The organism is Marinobacter similis (assembly GCF_000830985.1).
Classification (GTDB): Bacteria; Pseudomonadota; Gammaproteobacteria; order Pseudomonadales; family Oleiphilaceae; genus Marinobacter; species Marinobacter similis.
The window spans coordinates 67403-84670 of sequence record NZ_CP007151.1; the positions used below are offsets into that span (position 1 = coordinate 67403).

The following is a 17268-nucleotide window of genomic DNA, read 5'->3' on the forward strand; positions in this document are numbered from 1 at the left end:
TCATAATGAGCAGACCCAAACTGGCAACGAACATAATGATTTGGGGCTTGGCGACCGTGCTTGGCGGTTGCCAGTTGGGTGGGTCCACCGTGTCCGAACGTGAGGGCTATTACACCTGGGTGGACGAGCAGGGGCGGGTGCGCTATTCGCCGATTGTTGCCACCTCCGACCAAACACCGGCCAAGGAATCAGCATCGGAAACCGCTGGCGCTGGCCAGCAAAAAATGCCTGAATCCAATGCCGCCGCGGCGCCCGCTGAAGAAGCCGGAGGCGCTGTCTCGTCAGAGGGCGAGGAAACCGAGTTCACCCTGGAGAATTATCCAGACGCCAACGAACTGGCAAAAGACGGCTATGTCCGCCCGGGCGAACGCCAACCTTATTTCACTTGGCGGGATGCCAGGGCAATGTCCGGGTGAGTTACTTTAAACCGGATACCCGAAGTGATGTCGAAAAGGGCGTCGTTGCTCCGCCCATTGAACTCACTCCGGCCAGCGTGTACCACAGCGCGCCCGATCTTGAACCAGTCAAGACGGAAAATCAGGGGGGGCTCGACGCCTACGCTGTCCTGGGTATTGAGGGCGGTGGTGATTATTTTGAACGATTCCGCGAGTTCTGCTGTCTTGGCCTGGACACCCAAGACGCGATGGAATGGCAGCAGGGCCGAGAGTTCGGGGTTAACGTTACCGAACTGTCGCCAACCCATAATTTTCTGACCGGAAGCAGCCCCTATCAGATGATTGACCTAGCCACTGTGCTCGGGGGCCGGATTTCATCATGCGAATCCGGTCTTACGCCCAGAACGGCGTCTTCGTACCTTCGTTGGCGTTTCTGGACCGGAATTTTGAACCCGTGCGGCTGGTTACCGATCTCGTTACCCCCTATGAGCCAGAAACCTGGAGTCGGCGGGGTTTTCTGGAAGCCTGGGTGCCGGTCTTTCCCGGCCAGGGCGAGCGTTGGGTAGTGCTTTACACCCGCAGCTCAGACCTTGCCGGCCAAACCGTGATTGAGGCCGGCGCTGGCAAAAAGCCGAAGGTCATTCCCCACGTCACCAAAGGTGAGGTGGGGTTGAAGATGGTGGAGCAGGACTGACCCCTGTGGGTCAGTCTTCCGGCTGTTGGGGATCAAGCCACTGGTGTGACAGCCAATAAAATTGACCGCCACCGGCGGGATAGGTGCAGTTGTAGCGCAGGCGCCGGCTGTTGAAGGCATCCGGTGCCTGTACCCGAACCTGACCATCCTCCACGCTAATGTCGATGCGGCCCTGGCCGGATGCGAAGCAGGTCAGTCTGGACGCCTCCATGGAATCGGGCAGCGCAAAGCTCAGGAGGGGCGGATTGTCGGTCATCACACCACCTGGCAGTTCGTCCGCAGCCACCGGAAAGGCCTTGCTCTGCAGCTTGTCTGGCAGGCCATTGAGCTGACCGTAGGCGTTGGCCATCGGGAAGCGGGGCAATCGAGTTGCACCGGAGCTCTCACCGATAGGGCCGGATTGCTGCCCATAGCCGTACCAATCCCGGTCAGCCAGTTTTTCTTCCAGCGCGGTATCAAACTCACCATAGGGGTAGGCAAACAACGGCGCTTCGGTTCCAAGTTTTTCCTCAAGCGTGGCCTGGGCGGCGTCGAGGCTCTGGTCGATTCTGCTATTCCACTGCTCAGCGGTCTCGCCGGGCTTTCGGGCCAGGTGGCCATGGTCGGCACTGTGGTTGGCAATGGTGACGTCGTCCCGTTGTTCCAGCTCGGCCAGTTGTTCCCAGGTCATATAACCGTGGCGCCCAACGGCTTCGGTGTTAACAAAAATGGTGTACGGGTAGTCCATGGACGACAGCATGGGTGCGGCCTTGGAATATACCGAGTCATAGGCGTCGTCAAAGGTAATGGCCAACTGGTTCTGCGCGCCTTTTCCTGCCCCAGCCAGCGCCCGCTGGGTCCCCGCCTGCAAGGGCACCACTTCCAGCTTCAGGTCCGCGATCATCTCCATCTGTGCCTCAAACAGCGACACCGAGGTGCTGGTCGAAGACGGCGTGGAATCGCTAACGTGGTGATACTGCAGCACCACCAGATCGGCGAGGGCCGGAAATGCAACGGAGCTCAATGCAAAGGTCAGCAGTGTTCGTCTTACCATGAACTATCCATCCTTTCGGTTGTGACTGTTGAATCGTGACTTTTGAATCGTGAGTAAACGAGCAGTGGAATGCTGTCAGCCGGGGCTACTGTCCAGGGCGGCTGAAATGGGCCTTGAGTACTGAGAACGCTTCGTTCAGGACCTGAATGCCTCGGGTATCTCCGCCGCGGTCAGGATGCGCCTGCATGACTGCGCGCCGGAAGCGTTGTTTTACCTCCGGAAAATCTCTGGGCACCTCATCAAATCCCAGCTCCTGCGCTGCGGCCAGAACCTCATCCGAGTCCGGCCCGGAGATCGGCCGACCTGACCAGAAATCATCCATCATCTGCTGAATCGCATCTTCTGGCATTCGGTACTGGGACAGGTCGAGATAAAACGCCCGGAGCTGGTCCGGTTCGTCCGGCAAACCGTGGCCGCCGACAACATCTTCCAGGGTCAGGCGGATGCCCAACGGCGATATCTTCAGGCTTTCACCGGATTCCACCAACTGATCCCGGAGCCGATACAGGGTATGGAACAGCAGGAAATGAACCGGATACAGTTTCTCCGGATCGTGGTAACTGACTTCACCAATCAGTTGCCAGGGCGGGCGCTGAAGGGCCTTGATCAATGCCAGTTCACTGATGCCGCCGGGGGCGTGGCGCAACTCGTGCTCTACGGCTACCAACAGATGTTGGATGTGTTGGCCCAGAAAGCCGTCATCATAGTGGCCGTCACTGTCCGCCTGGGCAGTCATTGAAGTCGAATCTGTCATGATTCAATGGTAGGGGAGTCGAAGCTCTCAGGGAAGCGCCGCTGTCACTCGATCCTTCTGATGCGTATAATTCGGCGTTCACTAATTTGATGAATGTTGTTGGTATGTCCGAAGCTATGATCGCCCGTTCCGAACAAGGCCAGAGCGCTGAGTCTGAGCGCCACCAGAAACTGGAACTCAACAAGCTGCAAAAACGCCTGCGTCATGACGTCGGACAGGCGATATCCGATTTTTCCATGATTGAGGCTGGTGACAAGGTGATGTGCTGCCTGTCCGGTGGCAAGGATTCCTACGCCATGCTGGATATTCTGCTGGCCTTGCAGAAGAGCGCCCCGGTTTCCTTTGACCTGATCGCCGTCAATCTCGACCAGAAACAGCCAGGATTTCCAGAGGAAGTACTGCCGGAATACCTGAATGCGCTGGGTATCGAATATCACATCATAGAAAAAGACACCTACAGCATTGTTAAGGAAAAGGTGCCCGAGGGGAAAACCACCTGTGGTCTCTGCTCCCGGCTGCGTCGCGGCATTCTCTACAATTTTGCCGAAGAGCATGGTGTGACCAAAATTGCGCTGGGTCACCACCGTGATGACCTGCTGGAAACCCTGTTCCTGAATATGTTCTACGGCGGAAAAATGAAGTCCATGCCGCCGGTCCTGCACAGCGATGACGGGCGCAACACGGTCATCCGTCCGCTGGCGTACAGCCGGGAGAAAGACATTGCCCGCTACGCTGAACTCAGGGAATTTCCGATCATCCCCTGTAACCTGTGTGGCTCCCAGGAGAACCTTCAACGCCAGGTCATCAAGGACATGTTCCAGAGCTGGGACAAACAGCACCCGGGTCGCCTGGAAACCATGTTCCGCGCCCTGTGTAATGTAGAGCCGTCGCACCTTGCTGATAACAAGCTCTATGATTTCCGCGAAGGGGAGCGTCGGGGTTCCAAGGTTGGGAGTACCGAGGTTGAGAGTACCGAGGTTGAGAGTACCGAGGTTAAGAGTGCCAAGGGGCAGGACGCTCAGTCCGCTGAGTCCGAAGATATGGCCAGTTTCGGTCGTTTGGACGTGCTGAACATCTAGCGTTAGTGGCTTTGACGGTTAGTGGTCCAGGCCGGGTGCGCGACAGGTTGGCGTGATCCGGTCAATGGCTCATAAAAGCAGTCAGCGGCAGTGTCCAGAGCCCGAATACGATCAGCATGACCGCCGTCCCCTTCCTGAATAACCGGTTCCCCTGTAATCCCTTGATCCAGCCCGCAGCGTAGCCGGTCGCCAGCATCGACGGCAGAGTGCCAAGTCCAAAGAACACCATGGTCAGGGCAGCCGAACCGACGGTGGGTTGCAGTGCGGCCCAGCCGAGGGTGCTGTAAATCAGGCCGCAGGGCAACCAGCCCCACAACACGCCCAGAGCCAGTGCCTGGCCCGGATGCCGCACCGGCAGCAATCGGCGGGTCAGCGGCGACAGTTTTGCCCACACTGGCGCGCCAAGACGTTCCACGTATCGGATCCCCTGCCACCACTGCGCCATCGACAATCCCATCAGGATCAACAGTAGTCCGGCGATGGTTCGCAACACTCCGCCAAGTTCGGCCCATTGGTCGGCGGCGGAGGTGCTCAATAAGGCAACCCCGGCTGCGATAACCGCATAACTGGCAATACGCCCGAAATTGAACGCCAGCAGCATCAGTGATTGCCGGAACCGGAAGCCCGAGCCGACCGGCAGAGCCATGGACAGCGATGCGCTAATGCCACCGCACATGCCCAGGCAGTGGGTGCTTCCGAGCAAGCCAATCAGAAAGGCACTGGGATAACTGAGGTAGAGTTCCGGACTCATGGGTGTTTCGGTGAATCCTTGTCAGGGTCTGGTGCGGGCTCTTCTTTTGGCTTTGGATCTAGCTCGGGTTCGGGATTACTCGATTTCTCGTCGCTGTTGTCGGTCGGCAGATCGGTGCGAGCTTCGTCCGGGATCATGTCCTTGTCGTCGTCATACAGGATCCGGTGGGCCGGGCCTTCAAGGTCATCATACTGGCCGTTCTTGACCGCCCAGGAAAACAGGGCAATACCCAGGGCAACGACAATCAGGACCAGTGGGACCAGAATCATAACGATTTGCACGGCAAGACCTCGCGAAAATTGTTTACAGCACGGTATCAGGACGCAACCTGGGCGCCAACCGCTGGATTATGCTGATGCTGGGGTTGAGTGGAGGCTTTGCCAAGGCGCAGGGCGTTCAGGACCACGATCAGGGAGCTGATCGACATGCCAATCGCGGCGAGCCAGGGTGGCACCATGCCCGCAGCGGCCAGCGGCAGGGCGCAAACGTTGTACACCAATGCCCATACCAGGTTCTGGCGGATCACTTTGCGCGTTCTGCGGCTGGTTTTGAGAGCCTCGATCAGCTGCACCAGTTGCCCATTCAGCAGTACCGCATCGGCGTGCAGCTGGGTCAGATCCGCAGCCGATCCCATGGCTACGGAAATACCGGCGCCGGCCATGGAGGCAGGTCATTGAGCCCGTCGCCCACCATCATGATCTGCCGGCCTTCACCCTTGAGCCGTTCCAGTACCTCGAGCTTCTGCTCGGGGGAAGCCTGCCCGATGGCCTCCGCAATACCCAGGGTTCGAGCCACCTGCTCGACATGCCCTGAACGGTCACCACTGAGTAGCAGGGTGCGAATGCCGAGGTCCTGCAACTCGCGAATGGCCTGGGCGGCATCTGGTCGAGGCTGATCATCCAGCGCGAAGCAGGCCAGCCATTCGTTGTCGGAGGCCAGCCAGATTTCCATGCCCGGGGCGCCCGGTGATTCCGGTGCAGGCGTGCTGACAAAACCCTGGACAAAGTCCTGGTGACCGATGAACAGGTTCTGGTCGCCGAGTTTTCCAGACAGTCCGCCCCCCAGATGGTTTCGAACCTGTTCCACCGCGGATGATGAGCGATCGTGGAACACCCGGGCGACCGGATGTTCCGAGTGTTTTTCCAGCCCGGCGGCCAATCTCAGGCAGGTGGTCTCATCCTGGCTGCCCATAAGGGTGGTATTGACCAGATTCAATTCGCCTCGGGTCAGGGTGCCGGTTTTGTCGAAAACAACGGTATCCACGGTATTCATGGACTCGAGGGTGTGTCCGCGGGTTGGCAGAAACCCGAGGCGTCGCAGCTTCACGGTGGCAGCAGTAATGGCGGTCGGTGTCGCCAGCGACAGTGCGCAGGGGCAGGTGACCACCAGCACTGACAGGGTGATGTCGAAAGCATTATCGGCACCGGCCAACCACCAGCCAAGCCAAACAATGGGTGCCAGAACCAGCACCCGGGCGACAAATTTGCCGGCCATCCGGTCCGCCATCAGTGAAATCGGCGGTTTTTCTGACTGCACCCGGTCCAGTACCCGAATGATGTTGGACAAGCGAGTCTGTGAGCCGGCTTTGGTTACCCGGATGTCCAGGGGGTGTTCGCCGTTGATACTGCCGGCATGCACCTGATCGCCTGGGTTACGGGGCTCCGGCAGATACTCACCGGTCAACGCCGCTTCGTTAAGTGTGGATTGGCCACTGACTATTTCACCGTCCACCGGCAGGGTTTCTCCGGGACGGACCCGGATGATGTCGCCGGGCTCTATAATGCGAGTTGGCACCACGTCTACGTCTTCGCCGCGTACCCGGGCCGCGACACCGGGCTGGAAACCGGCCAGGGCATTACCGGTCAATCCGGCCCGGAACCGGGCCTGAACCTCGATATAGCGGCCCAGCAACAGGAAGAAGGTGAACATGCACACCGACTCGAAATAGACTTCCTCGCCACCAAACGCCGTTACCCAGGCGCTGGCCAGATAGGCGAGGCCAATGGCAATCGCTACCGGCACGTCCATGGTGAGGTGCCGTGTCTTCAAGTCTCGTAGGGCGTTACTGAAGAATGGCCGCGCACTGTAAAACACCACCGGAGTGGCGATCAGAAGGCTGAACCATCGAAAGAAACTGACAAAGTCGGGGGAGAGGTCGTTCACCATTTCAAAGTACAGCGGGAACGCCAGCATCATGCTCTGGAACGAGCCTATGCCCGCCAGTACCAACCGAATCAGCATGGAGCGATGTTCGGCTCTCAGTAGTTGCTCGGCTTCATCGGGCTGGTAGGGGCGGGCGGTATAGCCGAGCTGGTGAATGGCAATCAGCAGATCGCTGAGACGGGTCTGGTCCGATGCCCAAACCAATCGTGCGCGTTGCGTGGTGTGATTAACGGTGAAGGCAAGCACACCGGCTGCTGCTTCATGTGGTTTTCAAGCAACCAGATACAGGCGGCGCAGGTGATCCCACCGATTAATAGCTGGGCTTCCTGGCCTGCTTTCACGGGTGTCACAAAGGTGTTCTGAATTAGCGGGTGGTCCAGTTCCCGGATCCGTTCCAGTTCGGAGCGGGCCAGTTCGCGGGGGGTAACTGCGGGTTCGGTGCGGATGTCATAGAATCCGGTTAGTCCCTCGCGATGGATGGTTTCACAAACCGCCTTGCAACCCTCGCAGCAGAAGTGCCGGACCTGGCCCCGGAGATCCAGTGTAATAGCCGGATCTCCGGGTGCTGGCTCGCCGCAGTGGAAGCACTCTCGCATCACTCTCGGGTCACTCTTGGACAGTACCTTCTGAGCTCACGGTCAGGCCGTTCTCAGCCGGCAACCAGGCCTCACCTTTCAGGCGCCAGTCATTGTCTGGCCCGCGCAGATCGTAGTACCAGCGTCCATCGATGTCTTCGAGCATGTTGCCACGGTATTTCCCGGTACCGACTTTTTGGAATTGCACGGTTCGGTCTCGGTCGGCCAAGGTAGGGTGGAACAGGTTCAGGATCAGATAGGGGAACTCTGCCGGGCCCTGAGCGGTGCTGAGATCAAGGGCGATGGTGCGCTGTTCGAAAGCCATTTCCGCCATAATGCCGAGATCAGCCGCTTTTTGATCCCGCGCGATCTGGAGGTTGATGCCACGGCCCGCTTTGGAATAGTCGTCGGTGACCATGGTGTCGTCGAGGTTGGTTGCCACGATGATCATGGAGATACACCAGATAATGGCAGCAATTGGAAAAATGGTCAGAAACCAGAACCAGGGCTGACGATACCAGGGGGCTATCGGGGCTTGTTCAGTCATATCATTCGTTCTCATAAAAACAGGGGGTGGTCGCTGCGCATTCCATTGATCAGCGCGTTGGACCGACAAATCGGCTCTCAGTTTCTAGCATCAGCGTTTCATCCGCTTCGGATTGCGCGCGGAAGAAAATCTCGTTGTTGGACTGACTGATCGATTCCGGTGGCACGTCGACAACGGTCGGCAGTGATCTGTTCTCGCCGCTAAGCACCGTGATCGAGGTCTGCGTCAGAATCTGAATGTCTTCCAGGCCCTGGACAGACAGTACGAAGGTCTGGGGCACTTCGGTCATGTTGGCGATCTTCAGGGTGTAGGAGTTCTCGATGCGACCTTGGCCATTGAAGCTGTAGAGCGCCCCCCGATCCCGAAGTGCGTCCATCTGGCCCGGAATCCGGGTGGCGATGGTGAACACAATCGCGCCCATCATGAGCAGCAAGGCCGCGCCGTAGCCGAACGTCCTCGGGCGCAGAAGTTTTGACGGTTTGCCCTCAAGCTCGTTTTCCGTGGTGTAGCGGATCAGGCCTCTCGGGTAGTCCATCTTATCCATGATCTCGTCGCAGGCGTCGATGCACAGCGCGCAGCCAATGCACTCATATTGAAGGCCATCGCGAATGTCGATGCCGGTGGGGCAGACCTGGACACACTGACCGCAGTCAATGCAGTCACCCAAGCCAGCCTCGGCCGGATCCACACCTTTCTTACGCCCGCCACGAGGCTCGCCCCGGTTGGGTCGTAGGATACGACCCGGGTGTCGGGATCAAACATGACCGACTGGAAGCGGGCGTAAGGGCACATGTACAGGCAGACCTGTTCGCGCATCCAGCCGGCGTTGAGATAGGTGGCGACGGTAAAGAACGCAACCCAGAAATAGGCCCAGCCATTGGCCTGCAGCGTGAAGATGTCGGCAATCAGCTCGCGAATGGGGTAGAAATAGCCAACAAAGGTCAGCCCGGTGGCCAGGGCGATTAACATCCAGACCGTGTGCTTGGCGGATTTCTTGAATAGTTTGCTACCGGACCCGGGCGCCTGGTCCAGCTTCATGCGCTTGTTCCGGCTGCCTCGATGCGTTCTTCCACCCACATGAAAATGAACGTCCACACGGTTTGTGGGCAGGTATAACCGCACCAGACCCGGCCGAAGAGGGTAGTGATAAAGAACAGGCCAAAGGCCGAGATGATCAGCATCCCCGACAGCAGGATGAAATCCTTCGGGTAGAAGGTGATACCGAAGAGGTGAAACTCCCGGGCGGGGAGATCAAACAGGATCAGCGGTTGGCCATCCTGAGTGATCCATACAAACAGGAAGTACATGCCCATGAGCAGCAGCAGGCTAACGTTCCTGATGCGCTGAAAGAAGCCTTTGACTTCTTTGACGTAAATCTTCTTTCGACTCGCGTAAAGTTCAACGCTTCCGGGTTTATTGTTGTTATCGGAGGGGTCAGAAGATGGGTCGATTTGTTTGACCGGAATCTCACTGCTCATCGAAACCTCCCGATGAAAGGGCAAAGCCCGAAATGGCCCCGGAGGGCGATCTGATCTGTTCTAGGCTGGGCCCGGACAAACAGGACTCAGGCTGGAAAAGACCAGGCCGGAGCTAGCGCTCCGGCCGGTTAACTCAGTTGGACAAGCTGTATACGTACGCAGCGAGTATCTGAATCTGGTCTTCAGTCAGACGGCCGCTTTGGGCGGGCATCTGGTTCTGGCGACCATAGAGTACGGTTTCCTTGATCCACTCGTAGTTGGATCCGTACAGCCAGATGTTGTCCGTCAGGTTGGGTGCGCCGACCGCCTGATTACCCTTGCCATCGGCGCCATGGCAGGCAGCACAGCCCTGCGCAAAGACAGCTTCGCCTGCTTTGGCGGCTTCGGCGTCCTTTTCGCGGCCGCTGTAGCTGAGCACATAGTTAACGACCTGATCAACTTGCTCGCTGGTCATGTTGGGCATAACGCCTTTTGCCGGCATGGCGCCCATACGCCCGTTGTGCAGAGTTTCCAGAATTGCTTCCGGGGTGCCGCCATAGAGCCAGTCGTCATCGGTCAGGTTAGGGAAGCCAACCTGGCCACGGGCCGCTGAGCCGTGGCAGACCTGGCAGTTGTTGGCAAACAGACGCTGACCGATCTTAAGGCATCGTCGTTGTTGGCCAGCTCTACAACCGGGGTGTTACCAAACTGGGCATAGATCTCGCCATACTTTTCCTCAGCTTCGGCCACTTCAGCTCCCACTGATTGACCGAGGTCCAGCCCAGAATACCCTTGAAGTTACCGAGGCCGGGATACAGGACCAGGTAGCCGAGGGCGAATACACAGGTTGCCAGGAACAGGTAGAACCACCACTTCGGCAGCGGGTTGTCGTATTCCTCGATACCATCGAAGGAATGGCCGGTGGTTCGGTCAGTCTCGGTATCGGTGGTCTGGCTTTTGCGGGTCGCCCACAGCAGCCATACACAGCCGAAAATCGTACCGAGCACGATCACGCTGATCCAGAGGCTCCAAAAGGTACTCATTGTTTCTTCTCCGTTTTTTCCTGTTCGAGAGTACGCTTTTCCACATCGTCGTCATCGAACGGCAGATGCGCTGCCTCATCATTGGCTTTCTTGCGGTGGGCGCTGTAGGCCCACCAGACAATGCCCAAGAATGCGATCATGACCAGAATCGTTTGGATACCGCGTAACTCGTTCATATCCATCGGGATCACCGCTTGTCTGAAATCACAGTACCTAATTGTTGCAGGTACGCGACCAGAGCCTCGATTTCAAATTTACCTTCCACTTGCGACTCGGCGTTCGCAATCTGCTCGTCGGTGTAAGGCACACCCAGGGTCTGCAGAGTTTCCATTTTGTCTGCGGTCTTGGTGTGATCTACCCGATCTTCGAACAGCCACGGGAAGGCCGGCATGTTGGACTCAGGCACAACACTGCGCGGGTTATACAGGTGCTGGCGCTGCCAGGCATCTGAATAACGGCCGCCAACACGGGCCAGGTCAGGGCCGGTGCGCTTGGAGCCCCACAGGAACGGACGGTCATACACGAACTCACCAGCCACGGAGTAGTGGCCATAGCGCTCGGTTTCGGCCCGGAACGGACGAATCTGCTGGGTATGGCAGACGTGACAACCTTCGCGGATGTAGATGTCTCGGCCTTCCAGTTCCAGAGCAGAGTAGGGCTCAAGGCCCTCTATTGGCTCATTGGTCTCTTTGAGGAAGAACAGGGGGACCACCTCAACCAGAAAGCCGCCGCTGATGGTCAGGATGATCAGTACGATCATCAGACCGAGGTTCTTTTCAACTATTTCGTGTTTCATCTGGTCTCTCTCTTCCCTTACGCCGCCTGAGCCACAGCATTATCCTGGGCAACCGCGTGTTTCTGGCGAACGGTCATGTAGGTGTTGTAAGCCATCACCAGCATACCGGTGAGGAAGATGGCGCCACCGATGAACCGAACGAAGTAACCCGGATAGGAAGCCTCCAGTGACTCGACAAAGCTGTAAGTCAGGGTGCCGTCTTCGTTGACTGCGCGCCACATCAGGCCCTGCATGATGCCGTTGACCCACATCGCGACTATGTACAGTACGGTACCGATGGTTGCGAGCCAGAAGTGCACGTTGATCAGGCCAACGCTGTACATGGATGGCAGGCCCCAGAGCTTCGGAACCAGGTGATAGATGGCGCCGATACTGATCATGCTACCCAGCCGAGGGCACCGGAGTGCACATGGCCGATGGTCCAGTCAGTGTTATGAGACAGCGCATTCACCGTCTTGATTGCCATCATCGGGCCTTCGAAGGTGGACATGCCGTAAAACGACAGGGACACCACTAGGAAGCGCAAGATTGGATCAGTGCGCAGTTTGTGCCAGGCGCCGGACAGCGTCATCATACCGTTGATCATGCCACCCCAGGACGGAGCCAGCAGAATCAGGGACATAACCATGCCTGCGGTCTGGGCCCAGTCGGGAAGTGCCGAGTAGTGCAGGTGGTGGCCGCCCGCCCATACATAAGTGGCGATCAGAGCCAGAAGTGGACGATCGACAGACGATAGGAGTAGATCGGACGATTGGCCTGCTTGGGTACGAAGTAGTACATCATGCCCAGGAAGCCCGCGGTCAGGAAGAAGCCGACCGCGTTGTGGCCCCACCACCATTGCATCATGGCGTCGGTTACGCCGGCGTAGGCGGAGTAGGACTTGAATGCTCCAGCCGGAAGCGCCAGGTTATTGCCGATGTGAAGAACAGCAACGGTAATGATGAAACCACCGTAAAACCAGTTGGCCACATAAATGTGCGGGCTGCTGCGCTTCATTACAGTGCCAAAGAAGACCAACGCGTAAGAAACCCAGACTATGGCAATGGCGATATCGATCGGCCATTCAAGCTCGGCGTATTCCTTCGTGGAGGTAAGGCCCTGAGGTAGGGTGATGATTGCTGCGACCATAATGGCCTGCCAGCCCCAGAAGGTAAATGCAGCCAGACTGTCCGAAATCAGTCTTGCCTGACAAGTCCTCTGGACGACATAGTAGGAAGTGGCAAACAACGCCGAACCACCGAATCCGAAGATGACCAGATTCGTGTGAAGTGGGCGGAGACGACCGAAGTGCGTCCAGGGCATGTCCAGGTTCATTGCTGGCCAGACAAGTTGGGACGCGATCAGAACGCCCATGCTCATGCCTGCAATGCCCCAGACCAACGTCATGATGGCGAACTGTCTCACCACCTTGTAGTTGTAAGTCAGGTTTGCATTTACTGTGCTCATAGCCTTACCAATGGGTTTCAAGTGAAAAATATGCGGGCGCAAGTATGGAGAAAGCATGAGCGCTTTGCAATGACTCAGGTCAACTCCAAAACCCTCTCAAAGGCGCCGAAATCAGCAACATGGCACCCTCGATAGTCCGCCGTGGAAGTCAGTTTGATTGGCGTAGATACCTCTGCCTGAGTTGCAATGATAGTTGCTAAAAACCGGAAGGTGAATTCAGTGGATTTGTTGAAAACGAAAAGTTTTGGGGCCAAATCCCGTGCGGTTTTGGTTCTGGCTCACGGTGCCGGTGCGCCGACGGACTCACCGTTTATGGAAGAGCTTGCGCAGGCTCTTGAAGTTAATGGTATTTCGACGGTGCGGTTTGAATTTCCGTACATGCAAAAGCGGCGCGAGGATGGCCGTAAGCGACCGCCTGACCGTCAGCCCAGATTGCTGGAATATTTTTCTGAGGTGGTCGACCAGGTTCGGCTGGAACTGAACCATGACTGCCCTGTGCTGGTCGGTGGCAAGTCCATGGGCGGCCGGATGGCGAGTGTGTTGGCCAGTGAACGATCAGACCTTGCCGGGGTTGTGGGGTTTGGTTACCCCTTTCATCCGCCGGGTCGCCTGGATAAGTGGCGCACGGATCACTTTGCTTCACTGCGCTGCCCCATGCTGGTTGTGCAGGGCACTCGGGACCCGTTTGGAAAGGTCGAGGAGCTGGACGGGTATCCCGAAACCTGGGACCGGGTTCAGGTTGAATGGCTGGAGGGTGGTAATCACGATTTTCAGCCGTTGGCCCGCCAAAAGAGTAGCCAATCGACGTTAATTGCTGATGCTGCGCGGCAGGCAAGGGCCTTTGTGGATGGACTGGGTCGGGCTCAGGTCTCGTCTACCGGGGTGTGATCCGACACGATAATTCGATTCCGACCTTCTGCTTGGCACGATAAAGGGCGTCGTCCGCGCGCTTGAACAGGCTGTCCTGATCTTCCCCCGGGCTCAATGCGGCGACACCGGCACTGACAGTAATTCGGGCTGAGGCTCCATCCGGGCTGGCCAATGTGTGGATTCAATGGCCCGGAGAATTGATTCGCAGACCTGGCGGGCGCCTTCAATGCCTGTTCCTGGCAAGAGCAGTGCAAATTCCTCCCCGCCAAACCGGATGGCCACGTCTCTTGGGCGCTTGGTATGACGGGTCAGGACGTCGGCAATCAGCTGTAGGAAGGTGTCGCCAAAGCTGTGGCCCCAGGTGTCGTTGATGGTTTTGAAATGGTCGGCGTCCAGCAGGGCGATAGTAAGAGGGTGCCCAGTCCGGCGCGCTTCGGCGCAGAGCTCGGGCAGGATGTTGTCCATGTGGCGCCGGTTCTGCAGTCCCGTTAAGGCATCATTCAGGCTGAGTGCAGCCAGCTGACGATTGGCTTCTTCCAGTTCCCGCATGGTGTTTCGAAGCTGTGAGGTGCGCTCGTGAACCTTGAATTCGAGGTTGGTGCGAGCCGAATGCTCCACCGCCAGAAGCTTCTCATTCAACAGGCGCCACCGTTGCACCATGGCGTAGTTCAGGAGCACCACCTGACCACCCACCACGACCTGCATAAGCGCTTCGCGGGCCAGGAAGTCGGCAAGATAGCCAAATGCTGCCAGGGCATAGATGAGCCCTCCGACGAGCATGACAAGCCAGGCGACCACGTACCACTTGGCGGCTGATAACCTTCGAGCCATCGGCCAATTGCGATGATGAACAGACTGCCTAACACCGTTAGGGCAAGGACGGTATTGAGCATAATACCCGTCCTGTAGGGCAGGAGCAGGGTTAAGCCCAGGAAGCCAAAGCAGGCCCAAGCCAGAGCTTTGGTGGTCAGGTCCGCCAGGGATTTCTCGCCAATTTCGAGGAACGAACGGCCGAACAGTGTCATCGATAACGCGCATAGCACCAGGCTCATTGGGATGGAAGTGTTGGCCAAGCTGGCGCTGTTGGGCCAGAAATACTGGTTGGCGAACCCGCCCATAGCAAACATGAATAACCCCATGGCAGCCATGTAGAATGCGTTATAGAAGTAGTAAATCGTTCCGGAGCTGAAGAACAGAAGTAGGTTAAACGCGGAGAAAACCAGCAACGCGCCGTAAAATAGCCCGTGCGTTAAAGTCAGGTGATTGCTCTCAACAATGAGCTCGCTGGGAGATTCGAAAGTAAGCGGCACATTAAGTGCCCCGCTGCTCTTTACGCGCACTGTGATGGTGAGAGTCTCGGTGCTGTCGAGCGTGACGGGAAGCAGGAAGTACCGGTAGTCTATGCCGCGGGAATCGAAAGGCGCTGGTCACCGGTTTCAATAATTCGGTTCGGGCCATTGCCTGACTGCCAGAAGGTTACCTCATCAATCAGCGGGTAGTTTAGCGTCAGGTACCAAAGATTCCGGTAATCGCCCGGATTGGTGACCTTAAGCTGTATCCAGTAAACCGATGGTGTGTGACTGAATACAAGATCCTGGCCTTTGGCAGGGCGCCAGTTTAGTTGCGCTGGCAGTTCATCGGGTGTGGCGGCGTCATGGGCAGGGTCGTCGGGTGCGGCACTGTAATAACAGACAAAATGCATCAGCGATTGCCTGGCCTGAGCACTGGTCGCGTCGAGTATCGGGCATTCCGTTCTCGAATCCGATGCATAGGAAAAAGCTGCCGCAGGCAGCAGGCAAAGGCTCAAGAGGACGATTTGGCGTAAGGCGCGCAACATCGGGTTTTCCACGGAGATTAGTCCGGGAAGTGTAGCCGAAGCGTTAACCCGCGGATGTTAAACAGTTTGAAATTTGCAGGGCCGTGTCAGTGGCCCACAAACACAGGTATTGCATGGAACAGGTTGTTGTATTTTGTCGCCCGGGGTTTGAAACCGAGGCCGGTCGGGAGCTGACAGACAGGGCCGCAGAGTCTGGCATCTTTGGTTTCTTTGAGCCGCAGAAAGACTCCGGACTGGTCTGGTTCTCCCTCGGTGGGCCGGAGACCGCGGACGACCTGCTGTCGCGGCTAGAGCTGTCGACGATGGTCTTCGTTCGAGACTGGTTCGTGGTGCTGGCGCGGATTCCGCTGCCAGAACATGATCGAGTAGGGGCGGTGATCAATGGCCTGAGAAGCCTTGAGCGGGGTTATCCGGGATGCGCGCGACTGGAAGTGAGGTTGCCGGAAACCAATGCCGACGGTGATCTTGGTAAATTCGCCCGCAAATGGGTGTCACCCCTGTCCCGGGGGATGCGTGGAGCGGGACTTCTGAAGGCGGATCAGAAGGCGCCGGCGCCAGCCCGTTTTGAAGTGCTGTTGTCAGAGTTCGCGGAGGCGGTCGTCGGGTTCAGCCTCGAAGAAAACCGTGCCCGTTTCGTCAGTGGAATTCCCCGACTGCGCCTGCCTGCTTCTGCACCGAGCCGATCCGCGCTGAAGCTTGAGGAAGCCTGGAAGGTATTCTTGCCGGCTGACCAGGAACTGGATTACCTGGGCGGCGGCAAGAAGGCCGCAGACCTTGGCGCGGCCCCGGGTGGCTGGACCTGGCAGCTGGTGCGCCAGGGCATGTTCGTCACCGCAGTCGATAACGGGCCAATGAATGACGAGCTGATGGCATCCGGTCAGGTTGAGCATGTTGAAGCGGATGGTTACAGCTGGCGTCCCAAGCGGGGCATTGACTGGATGGTATGCGATATCGTCGATCAGCCGAGGAAAACCGCGAACCTGGCGGTCGATTGGCTGGCCGGAGGGCATTGCCGTTACACGGTGTTCAATTTGAAATTACCGATGAAAAAGCGCTATGACGAGTGGCTGATTTGCCGTGATATTATTCATCAGGGGCTTAAAGAGGCGGGCCTCGGCTTCCGATTACGTGCGCGCCACCTCTACCACGACCGCGAAGAAATCACCTGCTTTATCGAGCGGACCGGCTAGGCGGTGTTGCGGTACTAGACCGCACTCTGTTCCAGCACCGTGATGATTTCCTCGCGATCCATCATGGGTACCAGTTCTGACATTAGCTGCCGACGTTCCTCGGAGTGGAACCAGCGATCCCAATCGGCTTCGGAGCGCCAGTTCGCCATGGTGATGCGATGATTGGGGTCGTGACGGTCAGACAGGGTCTCGCCGGAGATAAATCCCGGCTCACTAACCGCCTGCTGGAGAACCTTGCGGGCCCGCTGTTCGTAAGCATCCTCCAGGGTCTCGGCGATATGGCGTTCAATCAATACTCGGATCATGACTCACCTCTATTGTTTTAGTTTCTATAAACAATAATTTAGCAGGTTTCCCTGAAAAATCAGGTAAGGCATAGGAGACGTTTTTTTGACAGTACCAGAGTTCGATGCAGAGCTGGATGCGCGTGGGCTGTTCTGCCCGGAGCCGGTTATGATGCTGCACAACCGCATCAACGATGTGGAGCCCGGGCACTTGCTTCGCGTGGTCGCGACGGACCCGTCAACCACCCGGGATATTCCTCGATTCTGTCAGTTTCTCGGCCACGAGTTGGTCAAAGAGGAAGAGCAGGGCGGAGAGTTTGTGTTTCTGATCCGGCGCGGTGAGGCCTGAGCAAA

15 protein-coding genes and 6 pseudogenes are annotated in these 17268 nt (G+C 57.5%); 6 read left to right on the forward strand and 15 right to left on the reverse strand.

The window, feature by feature from the left end; genetic code table 11:
* The first annotated feature begins 89 nt into the window (after nucleotides 1-89).
* On the forward strand, nucleotides 90-416 hold the full coding sequence (locus AU14_RS20050) for a hypothetical protein (RefSeq protein WP_236744244.1): 327 nt from the start codon (nucleotides 90-92) through the stop codon (nucleotides 414-416).
* On the opposite strand, the gene AU14_RS20055 is transcribed toward AU14_RS20050, so the two are convergent.
* Nucleotides 377-703, reverse strand: a complete 327-nt coding sequence (locus tag AU14_RS20055; RefSeq protein ID WP_236744245.1) for a hypothetical protein — start codon at nucleotides 701-703, stop codon at nucleotides 377-379. The two genes, AU14_RS20050 and AU14_RS20055, sit on opposite strands and share 40 nt — an antisense overlap.
* 71 nt (nucleotides 704-774) lie before the next feature.
* On the opposite strand from AU14_RS20055, the gene AU14_RS20060 reads away from it, so the two are divergent.
* Entirely contained in the window at nucleotides 775-1089 is a 315-nt protein-coding gene (locus tag AU14_RS20060) for a MalM family protein (RefSeq protein WP_236744246.1), read from the forward strand.
* A 10-nt stretch (nucleotides 1090-1099) separates the two neighbouring features.
* On the opposite strand, the gene AU14_RS00290 is transcribed toward AU14_RS20060, so the two are convergent.
* Entirely contained in the window at nucleotides 1100-2122 is a 1023-nt protein-coding gene (locus tag AU14_RS00290) for a polysaccharide deacetylase family protein (protein ID WP_041338111.1), read from the reverse strand.
* A gap of 85 nt (nucleotides 2123-2207) precedes the next feature.
* Nucleotides 2208-2876: a DNA-J related domain-containing protein gene (locus AU14_RS00295; protein ID WP_041338112.1), complete on the reverse strand. Its 669-nt coding sequence runs from the start codon at nucleotides 2874-2876 to the stop codon at nucleotides 2208-2210.
* A 104-nt stretch (nucleotides 2877-2980) separates the two neighbouring features.
* Here AU14_RS00295 and ttcA point away from each other — a divergent pair, with 104 nt between their 5' ends.
* Nucleotides 2981-3955 carry a tRNA 2-thiocytidine(32) synthetase TtcA gene (ttcA, locus tag AU14_RS00300; RefSeq protein WP_041343402.1) on the forward strand — a complete coding sequence of 325 codons (975 nt, stop codon included), beginning with the start codon at nucleotides 2981-2983 and terminating at the stop codon, nucleotides 3953-3955.
* Between the two features lie 61 nt (nucleotides 3956-4016).
* Here the strand turns inward: ttcA and AU14_RS00305 are convergent, their stop codons facing one another.
* From AU14_RS00305 to ccoN, 9 genes and pseudogenes are all read right to left on the reverse strand, one after another.
* Nucleotides 4017-4706, reverse strand: a complete 690-nt coding sequence (locus AU14_RS00305; protein ID WP_041338114.1) for a sulfite exporter TauE/SafE family protein — start codon at nucleotides 4704-4706, stop codon at nucleotides 4017-4019.
* Nucleotides 4703-4975 (reverse strand): cbb3-type cytochrome oxidase assembly protein CcoS, encoded by a 273-nt coding sequence (gene ccoS, locus AU14_RS00310; RefSeq protein WP_052471898.1) that lies wholly within the window; start codon nucleotides 4973-4975, stop codon nucleotides 4703-4705. The genes AU14_RS00305 and ccoS overlap by 4 nt, the downstream gene beginning before the upstream one ends.
* Nucleotides 4976-5022: 47 nt before the next feature.
* Nucleotides 5023-7465 (reverse strand): annotated as a pseudogene (locus AU14_RS00315) (heavy metal translocating P-type ATPase).
* A gap of 10 nt (nucleotides 7466-7475) precedes the next feature.
* Nucleotides 7476-7991, reverse strand: a complete 516-nt coding sequence (locus tag AU14_RS00320) for a FixH family protein (protein WP_041338118.1) — start codon at nucleotides 7989-7991, stop codon at nucleotides 7476-7478.
* A 49-nt stretch (nucleotides 7992-8040) separates the two neighbouring features.
* Nucleotides 8041-9469: pseudogene (gene ccoG, locus AU14_RS00325) on the reverse strand (cytochrome c oxidase accessory protein CcoG).
* A 133-nt stretch (nucleotides 9470-9602) separates the two neighbouring features.
* A pseudogene (ccoP, locus tag AU14_RS00330) lies at nucleotides 9603-10491 on the reverse strand (cytochrome-c oxidase, cbb3-type subunit III).
* Nucleotides 10488-10673 carry a CcoQ/FixQ family Cbb3-type cytochrome c oxidase assembly chaperone gene (locus tag AU14_RS00335; protein ID WP_041338120.1) on the reverse strand — a complete coding sequence of 62 codons (186 nt, stop codon included), beginning with the start codon at nucleotides 10671-10673 and terminating at the stop codon, nucleotides 10488-10490. Before AU14_RS00335 ends, ccoP begins: the two are co-directional and overlap by 4 nt.
* 5 nt (nucleotides 10674-10678) lie before the next feature.
* Nucleotides 10679-11287, reverse strand: a complete 609-nt coding sequence (gene ccoO, locus AU14_RS00340; RefSeq protein ID WP_041338121.1) for a cytochrome-c oxidase, cbb3-type subunit II — start codon at nucleotides 11285-11287, stop codon at nucleotides 10679-10681.
* A 17-nt stretch (nucleotides 11288-11304) separates the two neighbouring features.
* Nucleotides 11305-12733 (reverse strand): annotated as a pseudogene (ccoN, locus tag AU14_RS00345) (cytochrome-c oxidase, cbb3-type subunit I).
* Between the two features lie 186 nt (nucleotides 12734-12919).
* Here ccoN and AU14_RS00350 point away from each other — a divergent pair.
* Nucleotides 12920-13621, forward strand: coding sequence for an alpha/beta family hydrolase (locus AU14_RS00350; RefSeq protein WP_148312693.1), 702 nt, complete (start codon nucleotides 12920-12922; stop codon nucleotides 13619-13621).
* Here the strand turns inward: AU14_RS00350 and AU14_RS20070 are convergent.
* Together AU14_RS20070 and AU14_RS20075 are read right to left on the reverse strand one after the other, a co-directional pair.
* Nucleotides 13608-14263 (reverse strand): annotated as a pseudogene (locus AU14_RS20070) (GGDEF domain-containing protein). The gene AU14_RS00350 and the pseudogene AU14_RS20070 overlap by 14 nt on opposite strands.
* An 8-nt stretch (nucleotides 14264-14271) precedes the next feature.
* Nucleotides 14272-15440 (reverse strand): annotated as a pseudogene (locus tag AU14_RS20075) (7TMR-DISM family protein).
* Between the two features lie 113 nt (nucleotides 15441-15553).
* On the opposite strand from AU14_RS20075, the gene rlmM reads away from it, so the two are divergent.
* Nucleotides 15554-16630, forward strand: a complete 1077-nt coding sequence (gene rlmM / locus AU14_RS00360) for a 23S rRNA (cytidine(2498)-2'-O)-methyltransferase RlmM (RefSeq protein WP_041338123.1) — start codon at nucleotides 15554-15556, stop codon at nucleotides 16628-16630.
* Nucleotides 16631-16644: 14 nt separating this feature from the next.
* Here rlmM and AU14_RS00365 read toward each other — a convergent pair whose 3' ends face one another.
* Nucleotides 16645-16935 (reverse strand): antibiotic biosynthesis monooxygenase family protein, encoded by a 291-nt coding sequence (locus tag AU14_RS00365; RefSeq protein ID WP_041338125.1) that lies wholly within the window; start codon nucleotides 16933-16935, stop codon nucleotides 16645-16647.
* A gap of 85 nt (nucleotides 16936-17020) precedes the next feature.
* On the opposite strand from AU14_RS00365, the gene tusA reads away from it, so the two are divergent.
* Nucleotides 17021-17263: a sulfurtransferase TusA gene (gene tusA / locus AU14_RS00370; protein ID WP_041338127.1), complete on the forward strand. Its 243-nt coding sequence runs from the start codon at nucleotides 17021-17023 to the stop codon at nucleotides 17261-17263.
* Nucleotides 17264-17268: the final 5 nt, after the last annotated feature.

Excerpts from the sequence above, each read along its gene's own strand:
- AU14_RS00320 (WP_041338118.1), bottom strand. The coding sequence starts at position 7,991 with ATGACTGAACAAGCCCCGATAGCCCCCTGGTATCGTCAGCCCTGGTTC.
- AU14_RS00335 (WP_041338120.1), bottom strand. The coding sequence starts at position 10,673 with ATGGATATGAACGAGTTACGCGGTATCCAAACGATTCTGGTCATGATC.
- AU14_RS00350 (WP_148312693.1), top strand. The coding sequence starts at position 12,920 with ATGATAGTTGCTAAAAACCGGAAGGTGAATTCAGTGGATTTGTTGAAA.
- AU14_RS20055 (WP_236744245.1), bottom strand. The coding sequence starts at position 703 with ATGGGTTGGCGACAGTTCGGTAACGTTAACCCCGAACTCTCGGCCCTG.
- ccoO (WP_041338121.1), bottom strand. The coding sequence starts at position 11,287 with ATGAAACACGAAATAGTTGAAAAGAACCTCGGTCTGATGATCGTACTG.
- ttcA (WP_041343402.1), top strand. The coding sequence starts at position 2,981 with ATGTCCGAAGCTATGATCGCCCGTTCCGAACAAGGCCAGAGCGCTGAG.
- AU14_RS20060 (WP_236744246.1), top strand. The coding sequence starts at position 775 with ATGCGAATCCGGTCTTACGCCCAGAACGGCGTCTTCGTACCTTCGTTG.
- ccoS (WP_052471898.1), bottom strand. The coding sequence starts at position 4,975 with ATGATTCTGGTCCCACTGGTCCTGATTGTCGTTGCCCTGGGTATTGCC.
- AU14_RS00295 (WP_041338112.1), bottom strand. The coding sequence starts at position 2,876 with ATGACAGATTCGACTTCAATGACTGCCCAGGCGGACAGTGACGGCCAC.
- AU14_RS00305 (WP_041338114.1), bottom strand. The coding sequence starts at position 4,706 with ATGAGTCCGGAACTCTACCTCAGTTATCCCAGTGCCTTTCTGATTGGC.
- AU14_RS00290 (WP_041338111.1), bottom strand. The coding sequence starts at position 2,122 with ATGGTAAGACGAACACTGCTGACCTTTGCATTGAGCTCCGTTGCATTT.
- rlmM (WP_041338123.1), top strand. The coding sequence starts at position 15,554 with ATGGAACAGGTTGTTGTATTTTGTCGCCCGGGGTTTGAAACCGAGGCC.
- AU14_RS00365 (WP_041338125.1), bottom strand. The coding sequence starts at position 16,935 with ATGATCCGAGTATTGATTGAACGCCATATCGCCGAGACCCTGGAGGAT.